General features: G+C 36.6%; 9 protein-coding genes. 3 read left to right on the top strand and 6 right to left on the bottom strand.

The genetic code is table 11. The annotated features are described in order from the left end of the window. The first annotated feature begins 42 nt into the window (after nt 1-42). Nucleotides 43-2,973: a PD-(D/E)XK nuclease family protein gene (locus ABIB40_RS15105; RefSeq protein WP_354360222.1), complete on the top strand. Its 2,931-nt coding sequence runs from the start codon at nt 43-45 to the stop codon at nt 2,971-2,973. 13 nt (nt 2,974-2,986) lie between these two features. On the opposite strand, the gene ABIB40_RS15110 is transcribed toward ABIB40_RS15105, so the two are convergent. The 5 genes from ABIB40_RS15110 to ABIB40_RS15130 form a co-directional block, all read right to left on the bottom strand. Then, complete coding sequence (locus ABIB40_RS15110; RefSeq protein ID WP_354360223.1) at nt 2,987-3,163, bottom strand: hypothetical protein; 177 nt, start codon at nt 3,161-3,163, stop codon at nt 2,987-2,989. Between the two features lie 44 nt (nt 3,164-3,207). Continuing rightward, complete coding sequence (locus ABIB40_RS15115) at nt 3,208-4,407, bottom strand: GIY-YIG nuclease family protein (RefSeq protein ID WP_354360224.1); 1,200 nt, start codon at nt 4,405-4,407, stop codon at nt 3,208-3,210. Further along, nucleotides 4,400-6,844, bottom strand: a complete 2,445-nt coding sequence (locus tag ABIB40_RS15120; protein WP_354360225.1) for a DEAD/DEAH box helicase — start codon at nt 6,842-6,844, stop codon at nt 4,400-4,402. The genes ABIB40_RS15115 and ABIB40_RS15120 overlap by 8 nt, the downstream gene beginning before the upstream one ends. Nucleotides 6,845-7,160: 316 nt before the next feature. Beyond that, nucleotides 7,161-8,801: an ATP-binding protein gene (locus ABIB40_RS15125; protein WP_354360226.1), complete on the bottom strand. Its 1,641-nt coding sequence runs from the start codon at nt 8,799-8,801 to the stop codon at nt 7,161-7,163. Beyond that, nucleotides 8,798-11,491, bottom strand: a complete 2,694-nt coding sequence (locus tag ABIB40_RS15130) for a class I SAM-dependent DNA methyltransferase (RefSeq protein ID WP_354360227.1) — start codon at nt 11,489-11,491, stop codon at nt 8,798-8,800. The genes ABIB40_RS15125 and ABIB40_RS15130 overlap by 4 nt, the downstream gene beginning before the upstream one ends. A gap of 228 nt (nt 11,492-11,719) precedes the next feature. Here ABIB40_RS15130 and ABIB40_RS15135 point away from each other — a divergent pair, with 228 nt between their 5' ends. Together ABIB40_RS15135 and ABIB40_RS15140 are read left to right on the top strand one after the other, a co-directional pair. After that, a complete protein-coding gene (locus ABIB40_RS15135; protein ID WP_354360228.1) occupies nt 11,720-13,981 on the top strand; it encodes a helix-turn-helix domain-containing protein in 2,262 nt (753 codons plus the stop codon). A gap of 91 nt (nt 13,982-14,072) precedes the next feature. Further along, a complete protein-coding gene (locus tag ABIB40_RS15140; RefSeq protein WP_354360229.1) occupies nt 14,073-16,886 on the top strand; it encodes a lantibiotic dehydratase in 2,814 nt (937 codons plus the stop codon). Nucleotides 16,887-17,350: 464 nt separating this feature from the next. Here the strand turns inward: ABIB40_RS15140 and ABIB40_RS15145 are convergent, their stop codons facing one another. Continuing rightward, nucleotides 17,351-18,184, bottom strand: a complete 834-nt coding sequence (locus ABIB40_RS15145) for a sensor histidine kinase (RefSeq protein WP_354360230.1) — start codon at nt 18,182-18,184, stop codon at nt 17,351-17,353. Nucleotides 18,185-18,957 lie beyond the last annotated feature (773 nt).

Below are 18,957 nucleotides of genomic sequence, written 5' to 3' on the forward strand. Positions count from 1 at the left end.
AACGATGCTGAAAAGAGTTCAGCATGACGTAAATAATATAAAATGAAACCATTTCTACAAGAAGTTGCAGAAGATTTAGTTGCCAAATTTGGCGTTAATTTGCAAGATTGTGCCATTGTTTTTAACAACAAGCGCCCAGTTGCCTACTTACAAAAGCATCTGGCCGACATTTATAAAAAGCCTTTTTGGAGTCCGACTTTTTTTACTGTGCAAGAGTTTTTTGCAGAGGGCACAAATTTAAAAATCGCCGATTATTATACCCAGTTTTTTGCACTGTACGATTGCTATACACAATTGCTTAAAAACGAGGGCAAAGAGAATATTCCGTCAATCGCAAAATTTCATGCGGTTGCAAACATTATTTTGGGAGATTTTAGCCAGATAGACAATGATTTGGTGCCAGCAGAAAAGTTGTTTTTAGAACTTGAAGACATCGCGGCAATTAACGAGCAGTTTGATTTTTTAACAGAGGATCAAAAGATATTTTTATCTCAATTCTGGCAATCTTATTCAGAAGGGAAGGCCAAAAATCAACAGGTGCAATTTATTAAAATGTGGCACCGGATGCCTTTGTTGTACAAAAATTTTCATCAAAAATTAAAAGACGAAGGCTTTATAACGATGAGCAAATTGTATAGTGCCGTTGCTTCGGGTATAGATGAGGTTGATTTTACACAAAGATATTTAGGGAAAAAGTTGGTTTTTGTAGGTTTTAATGCCTTGAGCAAAGCAGAAGCCAAAGCGTTTAAACGTTGGCAAACTGAAGATAAAGCCATCTTTTATTTTGATGTAGACGCTTATTATCTGGAAGATGAAATGCAGGAGGCCGGTTTGTTTTTGCGAAGAAATTTAGAGAAGATAGGATTGCTTAACCAACTGAATAACAAAGCGAGCTACATAAAATCTTCTAAACGAGATGTAAATGTATTTAAGGTGCAAGGACAAACTGCCCAGGCAAAAATCTTGAATCAGTTGCTAAAAGACGAACAAAGGTTAATTTCTAAAGAAAAGCCAGGGTTTTCTACTGCCATTATTTTAGCCGATGAAAGCTTGTTGATTCCAGTTTTACAAACGATCCCAAGTCGAGATGAGAAAACTGGCGAGCAAATAGAGGTGAACGTTACCATGGGCTTTGGCCTTGGCAATTCATCTGTTTATGGTTTGGCAGATTTATGGCTTAGCATACAAACTGAACTTTCCTATAAAGGAACTGTTTTATATCAAACTTTACAATCGTTCTTGTTTCATCCACTCATCGGGTTAACCGAAAAAATGCAAGAAAAAATTGGAGATAGTTTGATTAACGAGCAGTTATTGGAAGTTCCATCTGAAAGGCTGACGCGCCAAGGTGGCCTTTTTGAGTTGTTTTTCTCGCCCATAACTAAACCTGTAGATGCTGTTAAAGGATTGATAGAATTGTTGGAATACGTATTGCAAAGAGAGCTAGCAACTAAAAATTTAAAGGAAATTGATGCCCTGCTTTTTGCTAAAACCATTCAAGAATTAAATAGACTGCAAGATACTTTAACAGCACATTTGAGGAAATACCAAGACAGACTGGAACTTGGTTTTATCCTCTCGCTTATTCAGAAAACACTTGCCGGTATCTCTGTAGCCTTAGAGGGCAACCCGCTTAGTGGCTTACAGGTTATGGGATTGCTCGAAAGCAGAAATTTAAATTTCGATAGGGTAATTATATTGGGATTAAATGAAGGTGTGGTTCCTCAATCGGCAACCGCTACCACTTTTATTCCAGATAGTTTGCGCCGTGCGTACGGTATGCCTGTCTTGGAGAATCAAGATGCTATTTCGGCCTACATGTTTTACAGGTTGATACAACGCAGCAACAATATAGATTTTGTCTATAATTATCTCACCGACGAAAGCAATAGCGGAGAACCTTCTCGATTTTTGAAGCAATTGGCTTATGAAAGTGGATTTGATTTTCATTATAAAGAATTGCAATTGCCTGTTAGAACGCAACTAAATAGAGAAGAAGAAATTATAAAGACAGAGAAAGTTCAGCAGGCATTAAATCAGTATTTAACCGGAGCAAGAACGCTTTCGGCATCTGCTTTTACCACCTACATCAGCAATCCGATAGATTTTTTTTACAAATATATTGCGTGCATTGAAGAACCAAACGAGGTAGAAGAAACTATCGATGCTAGAAATTTAGGCTCGATTTTGCATTATGTGATGGAACATTTCTATCAGCCGTTGTTAAGAGAGGACGGAGAAATAACGGCAGAGCGCATTACGCAGCAAAGAAAGATAATTCCAACGCTGATTACACAAGGTTTTGCAGATAACGTGTATGGTAGAAAGTACGGAGAACCTAAGGAAATACGATTGGCAAACGTAAAAAAAATCGCAGGTAAACTCACGCTAAATGCCATGCAAAAAATTGTTTTCGCCATTGTAGCCGAATACGTAAATATTATTTTGAAGAAAGATACTGAGGAAGCTCCCTTTACTTTAATTGGTCTTGAACAGAGAGGAACGGCAAATTTTTCTTTTGAAGTTAATGGCACGCAGCAGCAAGTAAAATTTTATGGGATCATAGATCGGGTAGATTTAAAAAACGGAGTTTATAGAATTGTAGATTATAAAACCGGAAGCGATTTGCTAAAGTATAGAACTATAGAAGATTGTTTTGATACCGACTTCGGCAGAATAAACAAAGCCTTAATTCAAACGCTTTTTTATACCTACGTGTACGAGCAAATGTCTAAAAATGAACATGTAGAACCAAATTTGTACATTTTGAAAACCATGGGTAAAGGAGAAACTTTGTTTAATGGCAGCGCTGGTGTGCTCGATGCTGAAGTTCTTGCCAAAGAAAAGGAGCTTTTTATGGCGGAGACCAACAAGAAATTAAGCGAACTTTTTGATGTGAACATTCCTTTTAGAGCGAGTGAAAACCCAAAAAATTATGTGTACTCTATTTATACAACATTGTTTGGGAAATAAGGGGTTTAAATATTTAGCTTAGTGGCGCTTGCCAATGCGCAATCATGTCTAAACATTTGGGACACAATAAATCGCCAATAAAACTGTCTTCACTAAAATCACGGTTGGATAGCTCTTTTCCTTTGCCTGTCCAACCACAACTTTTACAGGTAAAATCCATTAATTCATAAGTATCGTAATTTACTTGCATGATAGAGTTATGTTAATTTTTACTTCTCAGTTATCTATTTTCACTTACCTTAAACGAATTGTCTGAGTATCTAAATCGAACCTATAATTGATAATTGTGCCCTTTATTAAAAGATTAATTGCCTCGTCTATTATTGATAGCGGAACAACAAACCATTCTCTAGGAACCATTCGCGTTCCGTTAGGATTATAAATATCAATATTCAAACAAGTAGAAGCAAAAAATCTATGTATCAAATTCTCGAAGGCATGAACATTTAAATCATAACAGGAATAGTTTGCGACTATTTCTACTTCGTCGTAAAGATAAGTTGCCTCTTTTGATGCATTTTTTATTCTGTCGCTAACCTTAGTAGTGGAAAACCCAATCTTAAACAAATTATTAATACTGGCTATTTCATTTTTATTAGATTTCGACCTCAAAATATAGATCCAACCACTCTTAAGGTTTTCTTCCTCAACTAAACCTGCGTTTTGATTCAATTGATCCTGAACAGCCTCATACGTGTTGGTAATCAGCTTACCATTCTTTTGTATCAATTTTCCCAAAGAACGAAAAAACATATTAGATTTTGTAGCATTTTCAAAAACGGTTGTTGTTCGTCCATCTATTCTTAATCTTCCACCAGATTTTACATCCTTAAACTTAGTTTCTAATTCAGCATCTTCTAAAAGAAGTAAAATTCCATCTAAAAGATAAAAATTTCCTATCTGTAAATTTTTCTCCATGTTGTCAAAAGGCAACAACCTCCGAGCACCCGCTTTTAATTCCCGATGTACCCTCGCAAACATTTCTTCATAAGCGGTAAACTCATCATTCGTAATTGAAGTTCTTTGTGCCACAAAATCTGTTTCGGCACGTTTATCGACTTTGGGAGTATGAATAAATTGGTGAATTGATTGGTCTGAATTACTATCCAGTAAACCTAAATCATCCTCTTCAAAAATCTCATCTAACGTTTGTTTATCCATTTCTACAAAACCTAATAAGTTGAATCGATCAAAAGGCTTCAAAATTTTCTTTTTCTTCTCGTCTGCTTGGAAGCCTTTCAATACTGCCGAAAGATTGTACTCAGACATAGATTGCCTTCCCGGTTCTCTATCATTCTTGGCATAAAAAGTATTAATCTCCTCAAAAGCATCAATCATTCTATCTTCATCAGATTTAACGTTCGAAACCCTTTCTTTTGGATTTAATAAGCCAAAATCATCATCCTCAAATATGTCATCTAAAGTTTTAGCCATTCTCTTGCTGTTTTTTTCTTTTAGCCTCTCTTAAAAATACAACAGCCTGTGCCATTCTTTGTTCTTTCTGATCGTAGGATTGTAAACTCGGCTCGCCATGCTCTTTTGCCCATTCTTTAACTTTTGGCCAAAGCAAAATAGCTTCGGCTTCGGTCATTTCTAATTTAGATACGTTGATGGTATCTTGAATGGCACGCAACACGGAAGTAGTTACAGATTTGGACAAAATCTCAAAAGCTTTTTGAAAAGGATTAATCCTATCAATCAAGTCTATTTCAATATCATCAATATTAACAAAGCTACCTGCCATTCTAATGAACTTCTTATCGCCCTGTTCTTCTATTGTGCTATTTTTTATTACAGAATCTACTACAATGTGTTGTCTTACTGCTTCCAAATCATCGGCACTTAAATCTGGGTAAACCTCTCTAATAATACGTGGAATAATTATGGTGTTTATTACTTCTGGCTCAATATTGCCTGGCATAGCTCTTAACATTACATCATCCTGCAATATCTTAGCTTTTAAATCATTTAAATCGCTTTCTATAATGTCTTTTGCACGTTGTGAGGTTGGCAATTTAAAACCCCTAATTTTTATGATCCTGCCACCTTCTTCTCGACCTTCATCATTTCCACCCTCCTCATCGTCATTCTCATCAATCATTGGTTTAAATTTAAAATTTGGCGCCAACACCTGTTCCATTAACAAAGATGCAGTTATAGCCTTCAACATATTATTCACCGCTAATTTTACATCATCGTCAACAGCATCTGGTTGTGCAATTAAGTTGGTAAACTGGGCGTGAGATTTGTTGCTGTTATCTCTGGTTGCCCTACCTATAATTTGGATAATCTCTGTAAGCGAGCCGCGATATCCTATAGTTAGCGCATGTTGACAAAACGGCCAATCGAATCCTTCCTTTGCCATACCTAATGCAATAATCATATCAATATCGTCTGCTTGGCTAATGCCACGTAAAAACGCAACGACTTTATCTCTTTCTTTTGGGTTATCGTTAACTAAATCGGCAATTTTTAAAATCCTTCCAGTGCGTTTACTCTTTACAAATAAAATTCCTGTTTCGGGATCTTGATATTCTAAGTCTCCAATGCATTCTATTATGTGGCTCACCTCTTCTAATTTTTCTTTTGAAGACTCTGCAGAGTTAACGCTTGGAATGTGAATAATGGTTTTTAAGTCTTCGTCTAAAACCTCTTCTAAAGCAGACATTTGCTTATCTGCGTGTTTTTTATAATAGCGCCCTTGATAGAAATGATAACCAATACCCAAAGATTTTAAATAATCATAGCCATTTAATTGTTGGTAATAATTGTAAGTCACTTTAGTAAATTTAGCTTCTTCTTCGGGCAATAAAACTGGGACACTGTCACCCCTAAAGTAAGAACCCGTCATAGCAACCAAATGTGCAGTTGACTTTTCCATCACTTTTTTAATTACCTCACCCAAACGATTGTCGCCATCAGCAGATACGTGGTGAAACTCATCTATAGCCAATAAACAATCGTTTAAATCAGTTGGTTGTATGCCCTCAAAAGCAAAGCGCAAAGTTGCGTGTGTACAAATTAATACCCGTTCGTCACTTTCTAAAAAGTTAATAAAAGCTTTTACCTTACTACCATCGCCACCTGGTGTACAAAGGTTGTACTTCGGGTTTAAATCCCAATCTGCAAAGAAACCATATTTGCTTAACTGGGTGGGGCTAAATGAGCTACCTATCGAACGTTCTGGCACGGTTACAATTACTTTCTTAATACCTTGGTTTATCAATTTATCTAGCGCAATAAACATTAGGGCCATAGATTTGCCCGAAGCAGGAGGTGCTTTTAACAACAAATATTTTGCAGAACGGGCATCATAAGCTTTTTGTTGCATTTCTCGCATACCTAAAACATTGGTCTTTTTGCTTTCGCCGGTTTGCTCATAGGTAACATTTACCAAGTTTATTGGCTTAATATATTGTGGGTGCGTAATTTCTCGAACCTGTCTTTTAGCTCTTGTTTTCACTGGCACAGAAATATAGGTATCGGCTGTGCCGTTGTCATATTCTATATCGCCAAGTAAACAATTAACGCAATCTTCGTAACATTCAAACCCATTAGTCTCTAAATTAGCGGGATAATCTTGACCATTTACAACAAGGCCTTTTAGCTGCACCAACATACGCGGACTGTTGGCAGCGTAACCACCTTGCAATAGTAAATGCGTAAGCCTCTTCGGCACGGAGTAACTTCCCTTATTATCCTTAATAAAAAATCGTTGCAGGTAAAACTCACTTAAGTCTCTATATTCTACATTTTTTTCGCCTAAGCGTATTTCGTTTAAAAATTCGTTTTTAATGGTCAGGTATAAAATGCCCTCTTTTGAGATATTTTCTTCGGTTAATATTGCTTCTAGGTCTGGGGCGTAATTCATTTTGTTTTGTTGTTTCTATATGTTATTGGATAGTAATTCTTCTAATTTTTAAATCGCCTTTTGGAGCATTGATAATTAGATTGTTATATTTTAACTGCTATGTCTCTAGCTAGAGCTTAAGAATTTTTAAAGCTTAGATGAGTTGCCAATTAGTATTATCAGACACTATGATTCAATTCTTGCTCAAGGTGTGTAAAATGTTTTTTGATACTTATTTATAATACTTGTAACTACAAATAAAAAATAAATGATTAAACGATTGTAATACAGTACTTTGCATTTATTTATTTATTTATTTATTTATTTATTATTTTTTTTATGCCAATTCGTATGTTCTATTTTTCTTACCTCCCATTACCGTTAATTCATTGTTTCTAACCAATTTATAAACTGATGTCTGAATTTCATTTTCTGGAACCCCATTTAATCTGGCTTTTATTTCGCCCATTGAACTTGGGCTGTTATACTTCAAATCTTCTTTAATGAGCGCATCTAATACATAAGGTTCCATAGTTTTTAAAGAGGGCTTAATTTCCAGTTTTGCTTGTTCAAATAATTTTGGATTAAGCAAATATTGGGTTGCTTTCTTTTCTCCATAAGAAATTATAATACCTTTTTCTAATAAAGTGCCTAACCAACTTCTTGTTCTATCATCGCTGCTAAGCTGTAAATATGAGGCTAGTTGGGTTGCAGGTATTTTCTTGTGTGTGGCAATTATACCCAATGTAATATACTCTTTTTGTGTAAGCCTAAAATGCTGTTCTATATAATCTAATATCGATATCACATCCGTGTTAACTATTTTCGAAAAAACAGTAACGCTTACGCTAGAAAAATCGCTTTCTATTTTGGGCAAAGGCTTAGCATCTCGAGCTAATTTTTCATAAACCAAATCATAACCAGAACCTTCGCCTTCCATTAACCTCAAATCGGCCATTAATGTTATTAAATGCGGATTTCGCCTTTGTCTTTGATGTAAAATGTTATTTGTGGTAACGCCTAATGGCAGACTTCCAGGACTGGTTATGCGCAATCTATCCGTATAAACCTCAATAAAAATATCTCCAGATATGGTATATTTTTTATGTGCTATGGCATTTACCAAAAGTTCTCGAATAACTTCTTTTGGATATTGTCTTATATTTTTTCGGAACAAACCATCGGGCAACTCTGTACTGTAAGTTAATTCGACTGCTTCCTTTTCGATTTCGAGCAATATTTCTTTAGGACTGTGTAAATGAAAGTGCCATTCTTTTTTTCGGATTTTTTCTTCCCTATCATCATATACAATGTATTGTACTGTTATTGGATAACTCAATCTAGCTATCTGATTTTGTTTACCCAACCAAAGGATTCCCAAATTTGTTAGTGCAACATCGTCATTTAGCAATTGATAATAGGACAGCATTTCTTCATCTGAGTTTTCTTTAATAAAATCAGAAACTTTACTAGATGACCGTAGATCACCGAGTAGATTTTTTATTTTTAACGAGTCCGCATTTTCAATCAAAACTTTTTGGGCGGTAATTATTTCCCATTGAAAACCTGTTTTTTCTGATGCAAGACGGGTAAGTTCTTCACTGCTAACAGGGAAACAATTATCGCTTATTCTTATAAATACCTTGCCAGCGGTGGTGGTTGCAATAGTGCGTAAAGACGGGAGCACTTTAAGACTGAAATATTGCCCATCATTTGCATGTGTAATTATATCAGAAGGAATTATAGCCACGTTATCAGTTAACGACCTTAACGATTTAAGTAAAGCATTCACATCTTCCTGATTGATTTGCTGGTTTACCGGCGGTTCGTTTTGTTTATCCTCAAAACCAACGACAATTTCGCCTCCCTGCGCATTAGCAAAGCAAACGCATGTTTCTGCCAAATCTCGATGATTTGATTTATCACCCACAGCTTTCTTAAGGCTTTTATACTCCTTATTTTTGTCTTCTATGCTCATTTTTTCTTCCCCTTTTTAACCTTCGCAAACAACGTATCCTTTTTGCACATCTCTTCATACAGCTTAAACAAATAAGCCAAACGCTCGGCATCGTTGTTAAACGGTGCCAAACGGTAAATTTGTTCTATAGCAAAATCTAATGCTTTATGTGCTTTGTTTAGGGCAGCGGGCATGGTATCTGGGTTGTACAACCAAGCCATGGTTTTTTCTGGAAACTTTGCCCGCTCATCTAAAACATCAAACACATATTGGCTAATGGTATCTTTCTGCTTGGTGCTGATGTCTGGAAATGGAAAGGTGTTGTAGCAGAGTGTATTTGAATATTGCATATCTGTTTTCAACCTACCTGCAACAGCTTTAACCCAAACTATATGCATTTTAGAAGATAAAACACCGAATAACCACGGTTGAGATTGATAAATTACTCGGCAACCATTTGAAGGCAAATAAGTATCATTAAAATAACCAATCGGAACATATTCTCTTCGTTCTGAACCCGTTTGCGGGACTAAAAGAAAATCATGATTCTGATATTTATCTTCGTCAAAAAGATGAGGTTTTAAAGCTTTCTTTCGAGTAGCAACTTTTGTACTTTTTTCTCTAAATAATCTAACCTTTTCAAACCTTTCTTTAAGTTGTGTAATACTGAAAGCTTCTTCTTCATCTTTGTCAATATGAATACAATATCTATGATTACCCTTAATAAATTCTTGGGCTCCGATATACTTTTTAATGTATTTTTCAATATTAGGATTCGTGGCGATTAGATTCTGTTTGTCTTGAGGCTCTAAAGTTAAATGGCCATCATCGCTAATTTTACTTCCAATAATCATTTCTGGAAATTTTGAAATTGGCAATAACCTAGCTCTAATAATTAAATTTTCTGAATTACTGAGATAGGGACTTATATTTTTTACAGTCTGAATTGTGTTATCGTTGAAGATTAATTTTTCATTGTTCTCATTGTTACGAATTCCAATTATCACTACGGAAACCCCGGCATTTCCTCTTGCATTATTTGTCCATTTGAAAGACTGGTGTGCAAAGAATATCTCTTGATTTCGGTTAAGAATTAGTGGCCATAGCAATGCTACTTGTTCCCCTTGCGTTATTGAGTTAGTAGTAACAAATGCATATTTTGAATTTAACCCTTTTATGAATTCTGTAGCTAAGAAGAACCAGTTAGCAATAAAGTCTAGCTTTTTATAATTCTTAACGTTATGAAAAGTTAAATCCATATCTGATTTCTGTGAGGAGTTTTGACGACTACTCCCCAAATACGGCGGGTTTCCCAAAATATAAATTTCATCATTTGCCTTACGCGGGCAAACAGCTTCCCAACTAAGTCGGGTAGCGTTCCCACTTACAATATTACCAGCCTCTTTTAGTGGCAAAATGGGTTTACTTTGGCCTACACCCTCAAGTCGGTCATCAAAAACTTTGTTCATTTGGTGCTCTGCCAACCATAAAGAAAGAATGGCCATTTCGTGGGCAAAATCTTTAATTTCTATGCCGTAAAATTGCGAGAGTTTAATGTTGGTAAATTGCAAGGGTACGGTTAGTCCTTTTTGCATGCTCAGCTCTGCAATCCGTTTAATAATTTCTATCTCTAAAAGTCGTATTTCTTTGTAGGTGATAATTAAAAAGTTACCACTACCACAAGCAGGGTCGAAAAATTTAATTTTACCTAAACGGGCAATCAAAATATTTAAGGCATTTAGATTATCCTGTTGTTTATCAAACTCCTCCGTTAACGTGTTTAAAAATAATGGTTCAATTAATTTTTTAATATTTGGTACCGATGTATAATGCATGCCCAAGTCGCTCCGCTCTTCGGGGTCGGCTACGGCCTGTATCATAGAGCCAAAAATATCGGGGTTAATTTCGCTCCAGTCTAAATCGCCACAGTCGAGCAATATTTGCCTAGCCTTGCTAGAGAAATGAGGGGCGGTAATGCTGTCTTTAAACAAGCCTCCGTTTACATACGGAAACTTTTGTAAGTAAGTCGGAAACGCTCCAACATCGGTATTTAGTTTTTTAAACAGCGCGTTTAAAAACTCATCAACATCTACCCCGCTGTTTTGGGTATGCTGCGCCAACGCATCGGTAAAAACCCCAACTGGATTAAAAATATCGGTATCTTCTGCAAAGAAGCAAAACAGTAAGCGAGATAGAAATAGGTTTAATTGATGGCTTTCTTTGGCATATTCGGGGTTATCTTGCACCAAAATATCGTACAAGCGGGCTAATTGGTAAGATGCTTCTCTATCGGCCTTGTTATCGTTTTTAGATTTGTAAACCTCTGCACCGCTTAAAGGCAAAAAGAAATCGTAATTGCTGGGTAAATCTGCAATCGGGATATCTATATTGGCTTTGGTTTTTAAATCTTTAGCAACTAATATTTTGTAATCTGTGCAGATTATAAACCTCGGTTTCTGCTTTAAGATACGCTCTTCTATAGCTAGTTGCTCTACCCTTAAATGTAAATCTGTCGTAGCTGTAGTAAAAAAGAGTTTGCCCTTGTATAAAACTTCTCCGGCTACTTTAGACATATTAAAGTCGCCTTTTTTAAGCCTAACTATAGAGGTTTTAGAAATCCCATAGCTTAAAAGCAAATCGTAGATAAATTCTTCGGTATTAAAATTGGCTATAAGCGTTAAGAGGTTGCTTTCGATTTCTTTAGAGGTCATGGTTCAAAAATAGTAAATTTCAACCGTCTTAAATTCTGCAGAGCAGAATAAGGTTTTTTTAGATGGATTAACAATCATTAAAAGTAGTAAGTTTGAGACTAAGCTTTTGAGCCAATTTGGTGTTTTTATCGGCTTATCTTAATGTTTAAGCGCACGTTTATAGCACTAACAAATCTATTTTGTAACTTTATGGCAAAGCTGGTAAAATTATAAAGCGCTCTTTTAACTATGGAACAATTTTACGAAACCTCTATTCCGTCAGATCTTGCATCTAAATTTGTAAATTATACATCACGACATGTGTTTTTAACCGGTAAAGCAGGGACTGGTAAAACAACCTTTCTCCACAACCTAATTCAATCTACACATAAGAAAGCAATTATTGTTGCGCCTACGGGCATTGCCGCTATAAACGCAAAGGGCATTACCATTCATTCGCTTTTTCAGCTACCATTTGGCACTTTTATTCCAGATGCGGGCGTAAAATACATCGATGCGCATATAAATTTTGGTGTTAACACTGGTAAAACCCTTGTAAAACACCTAAACATGCGTGCCAACAAAAAGCGCATGATCCAAGAGATGGAACTGTTGGTTATAGATGAGGTAAGTATGCTGCGGGCAGATTTGCTCGACGCCATAGACTTTGCTCTTCGTTACATTAGGCGTGTTAGAAATGTACCTTTTGGAGGCGTCCAGATGCTGTTCATCGGCGATCTGCACCAATTGCCTCCGGTTGTTAAACAAAACGAAGCACAGTTAATGGGCAAGTTTTATAAAAGCGTTTATTTTTTTGATGCGCTTGCTTTAGCAGATAATCCGCCAGTGTACATAGAACTAGATAAGATTTATCGCCAACAAGATCATGTTTTTATCGACTTGTTAAATAATTTGCGTAACAACAAAATAAACGCTGCCGACACCGCTCTACTTAAAAGCCATTATAAAGAAAATTTTAAGCCAAAGGCCGATGAAAATTACATTACACTCACCACACACAACAATAAGGCTGATGCCATTAATAGAGAACGACTTGCGTTGTTAAAAGGAGATTCGATGTTTTTTGATTCGAAAGTAGAGGGTGAGTTTAGCGAATACGCCTATCCTGCAGAGCAGCATTTAGAGTTAAAAGTTGGCGCGCAGATTATGTTTGTCAAAAATGATGCAAGCGGCGAACGGCGTTATTTTAATGGAAAAATTGGGGTGGTTCATCGTTTGGAGGAAGACCTGATAGAAATTGAACTGCCAGAAGACCACGGCATTATTGCCATTTCGCCATTTACCTGGGAAAACGTAAAATATTCTTTAGACGAGGCCACTAACGAAATCCAAGAAAATAGCGTTGGATCTTTTATCCAATATCCGATAAAATTGGCCTGGGCAATTACGGTGCACAAAAGCCAAGGCTTAACTTTTGATAAGGCAATTATAGATATTGGCGATGCTTTTGCACCTGGTCAAGCCTACGTTGCCTTGTCAAGGCTAAGGTCGTTGGATGGCCTTGTGCTTACCTCTAATCTGCGAGAGGGCGGTTTGAGACAAGATGAGAACATCTATTACTTTTCTAATACAAAGAAAACTACAGAAGAGTTAGATAATACCATTGATAAGGAAAGCTTTGTTTTTATTAAAGACTATTTGTTTGGCGCATTTAGTTTCGACACGATGTTGTTTTACTTTAAAGAACATTATCAGAGCTATGATAAAACAGAAGGCAAATCTGCTAAGCAGCAGTATGAAAGCTGGGCAAAAGATGTGTACGAGGAGTTTAAGAAAATAGCCGAAACTGGGAACAGCTTTGTAAAGCAGCTTCAAAGTATTTTTGTTTCGCACGATAAATTTACCTTAAGCAACGCTGCAAAGAGAACGAAAGCAGCGCTCGGCTATTTCGAGCCCTTGTTCTTGCAACTATCAAAACAATTTTTAGCGCACATAGAAAAAGTTAAAGAAGAAAAGCAGGTTAAAGCCTATTTGGGCGAGTTGCTCGAATTAGAAATTGGCATTTATGAGCAACGGAAAAGAATGCTAAAAGCCAATGCCTTGCTCGATGCTTTTATAGACGGGCGTACATTTAACAAAATGGATTTAGATAAACTCTTAGATCCAGAGGTTAGAAAAAACCAAATGCAAGATGTTATTATTGCAAAGGAAAGTATGCCTAAAGTAAAATCGGCGAGAAGCAAAGAGCCAAAAGTTGATACAAAATTGCTTTCTTTCGAACTCAATAAGCAAGGTAAAAGCATTGCAGAGATTGCAGACGAACGTAAACTTACAGCAAACACCATAGAAGGGCATCTTGCACATTATATCGCTAAGAACGAACTGTCGGTTACCGATTTTGTAGAGGAGGAAAAGGTTAAGAAAGTCTTGTCTGCGGCGAAAAAACTCGACACTAAAAATTTTGGGGAGCTTAAGGCTTTACTGGGTGATGAAGTTAGCTATGGCGAGATAAAAATGGCTTTGGCTTCTATCTCTACAAACGAAATTTAGTGTTGAAGTATCTTTTTTTTAATCGCTTAATTGTTAAATTTAGCAGAATCATCGCCTATTAACCACAGGCCGTAAATTTGAAACTCATTTTATGAAACCCAACATTCATCCCAATATAATTTTCCGAACACCCAGGTTTTCTTACATGGCAGATTTAGTGTCTGTTTGGGAGGAATTAAAAGACGCCATATCTATTTCTTCGGCATCATTTTATGAAATTATTAAGGATGTTTCTAAGGACGATTTGAATGACCTGCCGCCAAAAGTAAAGTTTACCATTTGGAAATATTTTAATAGGGCAAAATTTAGGGCTACGCCTTATGGCACATTTGCCAGCGTAGGGGTTTTAGAAAATTGCATAGCCGCTGGAGAAAGCAGTATTGTCATTCAAGCAGCACAAAAAATTAGCAGTTTTATAGATTGGCCTTATAAAAGTAGCGTGCCGCGCGATGTAGAAAACGAAATTTTAGCCGATACGCTTGTTTTTAGCAACAGCACCTACTACAAAACAAAAGAAGGTTTGCGTTATGTTTCTTTTGCAAACAATGTTTTCGAGCTTTCTGAAATTGGCGATAACCGATTGGTTGAAAGTGTTTTGGATGCTTGCTTAACACCAATTAAAGTCAGTAAGTTAATAGCGTTCTTAAAAGTTGCAGAAAATGAAATTGAGGATTTGAAAGGACTGTTGGCACAGATGCACGAACTTCAACTTATTTTTTTAGAAAAAGACCCTAATAGCATTGGCGAAGATTATTTTGAGCGAATTGGTGTTGAATCTTCTCCTGAAACACCCAAATATATTATTGCGCAAAGAGAGGTAATTAGTGCAAACATAGACCCAAAGTTGCTGCAACACTTGCCAAATTTGATTGGCTTTGTAAACCAATTATTGCCATTGGAAGAAAGGCCTCCATTAGCAAATTTTATTAATAGGTTTAAGAGAAAATTCGATCAGCAAGAGGTTCCTTTGGTTGTAGCTTTAGATCCAGAAATGGGCGTGGGCTATGAAGACTTGGAACAAGGCGGAAGCGGCGAAGATTTTGTGACCCAATTTACAGGTCGAGAGGAAAAAAAGCCTGAAGTTCTTAATGTTTTAAAGGAAGAAATTGAAATTAAGCTTTCAGAAAAATCTTTTAAAAATGGCGAAACCGTTTTTCTTAATAAAATGCAATTAGGTCAACCGGGTTTGGGTTCAAAACTTCCGAACACAATTAGCGTACTTTTAACCGTTGCCGATGATCTTGTTATTGCAGAGACAATAGGCGGCGCTACTGCAAACGCGCTTGCCGGAAGGTTTACATTAGCAAATGAAAAGATTGAAAACCATTGTGTAGAAACGGCACAGTTGGAGCAGAAAGCAAACCCCGATGTGTTCTTTTTTGATGTATCCTATCTTGCAGAAAATAACGTAGACAACATAAATAGAAGAAAGCAGATTTACGATTACCAACTTTCCATTCTTAATTTTGATACCAGTAAAGAACCGCTCAGCCTGAATGATTTCATGGTATCTGTAGTAGATTCTGAGGTTATCATAAGATCTAAAAGATTAAACAAGCGTTTGGTGCCTCGCATGGCGAGCGCTTATAACTATTCGCGTTCAGATTTGTCTGCATTTAGATTGCTGTGCGATCTGCAACACCACAAGGTCCAAACTAGCCTGTCTTTTTCGCTTTCAAGCGTTTTTCCAGAGTTAAATTATTATCCCCGTCTGCAATATCACAACTTGGTGTTGAGTGTTGCAAAATGGAAAATTAAAAAGGAAGAATATTTGAGTAAAGCAAAAGAAAATCCTACCACAGAAGTTTTAAGAAGTTATTTAGAAGACAAAGGAATATCAGCCTATTTTAAAGCTGGTTTGAGCGATCAGACCTTGTGTTTTAATATGCAAAATAAGGAAGACCTCGAGGCATTTATGCAGTTTATGGAGAAAAAAGACGAGGTGTATGTAGAGGAAGTTTTAGTTCCTAACAAAAGCACGGTGTTCGATGAAACCGGCAATCCGTATTTTGCGCAGTTTAATTTAAACCTGTATCACCAAGAAAAGGTATTTAATGGTATAAACGCTCTTGACCTGGAAAACACACCTGCTGTACAACAGTACTTTCCATTAGGTGGAGCTTGGCTGTATTTGGAAATTTATTGCCACCAACAAAGAATAGACGAAATTCTATTAGATGTGATTGGTGGTTTTATTACTGAGCACCGGCCTGAGATAGAACGTTGGTTTTTTATTCGCTATAATGAAAATGGTGAGCATATTAGGCTTAGAATGTTATTAAGGAAGCCCAAAAATTCTCATGAACTGACCGCTGTTCTTACTGAAAAATTGTTTCCGTATCTGGAATTAGGGATCGTGTCAGATGTGCAATCTAAAATGTATAGACGAGAATTAGAAAGGTACGGAGCAGAAAACATCGAAAAAATAGAGGAGCATTTCTCTTTGGATAGCGAATTTGTACTCGCACTTTTAGCAATCCAGCCAAGCGATTTTGATAAGTACAAATCTTGCAGTCGGGTACTTGAATTCATTGCTGATGCGGATATTTTTGAGCCTAAATTTTTTATGATACTAGTGCGGCAGATTTCTGATTCGTTTAATAAAGAACATCATTTAGAGGCTGCAGACTTTAAAAAATTAAACGAACAGTATCAAAGCTATCGTACATACGAAGCTGCGGAAATAAATGAAGAACAATTAGAGAAATTTAATCAATTCTCACAAAGTTTAATTTCGGTGTTGCAAAAAGCCGAGATTAAGAAAAGACCAGCGCTGTTAAGTAGTTTGCTGCACATGCACGTTAATCGGCTTTTCGGCAGCCATCAACGAAGCCATGAAATGGTTGTTTATTATTTCTTTTTTAAAGATATACAACGAAATCAGGCGCTAAAAAAAGCTAAATAAAGGTTTAACTGTTGCCAAATAGCCCTAGACATTAGCCTCAGAGCCTGTTTAAATTTTACAATTTTATTTCTCTAGTCAGGCTTCAACCTTACCCAAAACGCCCTCTACTTTACCCAACGCTGTCCTATCCGGACGGGAGTTCTACTTTTTTCTTGACAAAAAAGTAGCAAAACCGAGCATTTCTGCGAGCTCATGAATGCAGAAAAAAAAATACGCACTAATGAATAAACTCAAGGCTGGCACTTCTTTGGGTAAAAATTCGACAAGCCGCTTAATATCGATTATTCGAGGCCTTTCCCCTAGCTTTTCCCTGCGCGCGGCTGCGAATCCTCTTCGCACCAGTAACACGATAGGTCTCTGCAAGCAGCTTTAGGCGTTTTTTCCTCCAAACAGTTGCTAGGCCGATCCCACCGAGCTGGCTATAGCAATCTTTTTTATCAAAATTTAAACAGGCTCTCAAACCATTATTTTTTTGGGGTAAAATTTAGGTCGACAGATATTTCTGTGGTGTAGGTGTTTTTTACCTCATTTATGTAGCAATTAAAAGTACAGTTACCCTTATATATGTTTTCTAACCTAGTTTTTGTGTTTGTTACACCAACTTTATGACTACGGTCATTATTCTGTTGAGTTGGGCCTATCACGTTGCAGATTTTTATTTCTAAAATATTCTGTTGTCGCTTCAGACTAATTAGAGCTGGCTGCGTTGGGTGCAAAATGTTGCCGTGCTTAAACAAATTTTCCACCAGAGTTAATAATACCAAAGGCGGAAAACGCACCCCCATTAGATTGCCCTCCACCAAAAAATCTAAATTGACTGCATTTTTCGTGCGTAGTTTATGTAATTCTATCAAATGCTCAATTTGTTCGATCTCTTCTGTAATAGGTACAACCTCTAATGCTTCACTTCTTTTTAAGGCATATCGCATCATTTCCGAGAGGTTCATAATGGCATCTGCAGCAACAGGAGCTTTCTTTCTGGCGTCGTTGTAGATAAAATTGAGCGTGTTGAACAAAAAGTGTGGATTGATTTGACTACGTAAATAATTATTTTGGCTTTGAATGAGCGAGTTTTCCAAGCTGTGTCTTTCTATCTGGTCCAACAAGCTTTTGCGCCTAAGTTCTTCAACAACTTCCCTGTTTTCAGCAAACTTTTTGATGTAGAAGTACCCTGTGCCAAAGCCAATGAAATACAGCCCTCTCCAAACATTTGTTAGAATAAAGTTTTTATTAATGGTTGTTGGGTCTCTAACAACTATTAAAGAAATCATGGCAAAAAAATATCTCAATACTGCCACAATCACTATGTTAAATATTAACCCGAAAACTATCACAAGAACAACTGCCAAAAATCGGACTGTAATTTTTTTTATTGAAAGCGCAACCTTAAGCAGAAAAGCGTACGTATAAAATACGGTAATTGCGGAAATATATGATATTACATAGATTCCTGGTTGGCCAAAGCCACCGTTTATGAAGCCCGTAATAAATACTTCATAGATAATAAAACAACTCCAAACAACAAGATGAGTTTTGTTTTTAAGGCAAAAGCCAGAAAAGTTGGCAAAAAGGTTCGTCAATGTCATAAATCTACCGGACTAGAGTTTTCTTCCTCTATATTAGATGCTTGATGTAAAAATTTATATCTTTCTGTTTTTAACTTGCACTTTTGTTTCAACAAATCATTACACATTTACAAGTATTTTAACATAAAGATTATGAAAGCCATTTACACAGCAAACTTAACCAAAAAAACAGTATTTCTTTATAAGAACATCAAGGCGGCGAACAGCTTCCGGACCGTTCCAATAGATCAAGATCCTGCCACAGTTACCGTTCGCACCGTTCTTACCTCTATGGAGGTTATGTTCCAGAAATAACCCCAATATTTTTAACTACCAACAATCCAAGTCATGAAAATCAACAATAGTTCCCTGACCAAAAAGACAGTATTTGTTTATAAGAACATCAAGGCTGCGAACAGCTTCAGGACCGTTCCAATAGATCAAGATCCTGCTACAGTTACCGTTCGCACCGTTCTTACCTCTATGGAGATCATGTTCCAGAAATA

The sequence above is a fragment of the Pedobacter sp. UYP30 genome, assembly GCF_040547165.1.
Lineage (GTDB): Bacteria > Bacteroidota > Bacteroidia > Sphingobacteriales > Sphingobacteriaceae > Pedobacter.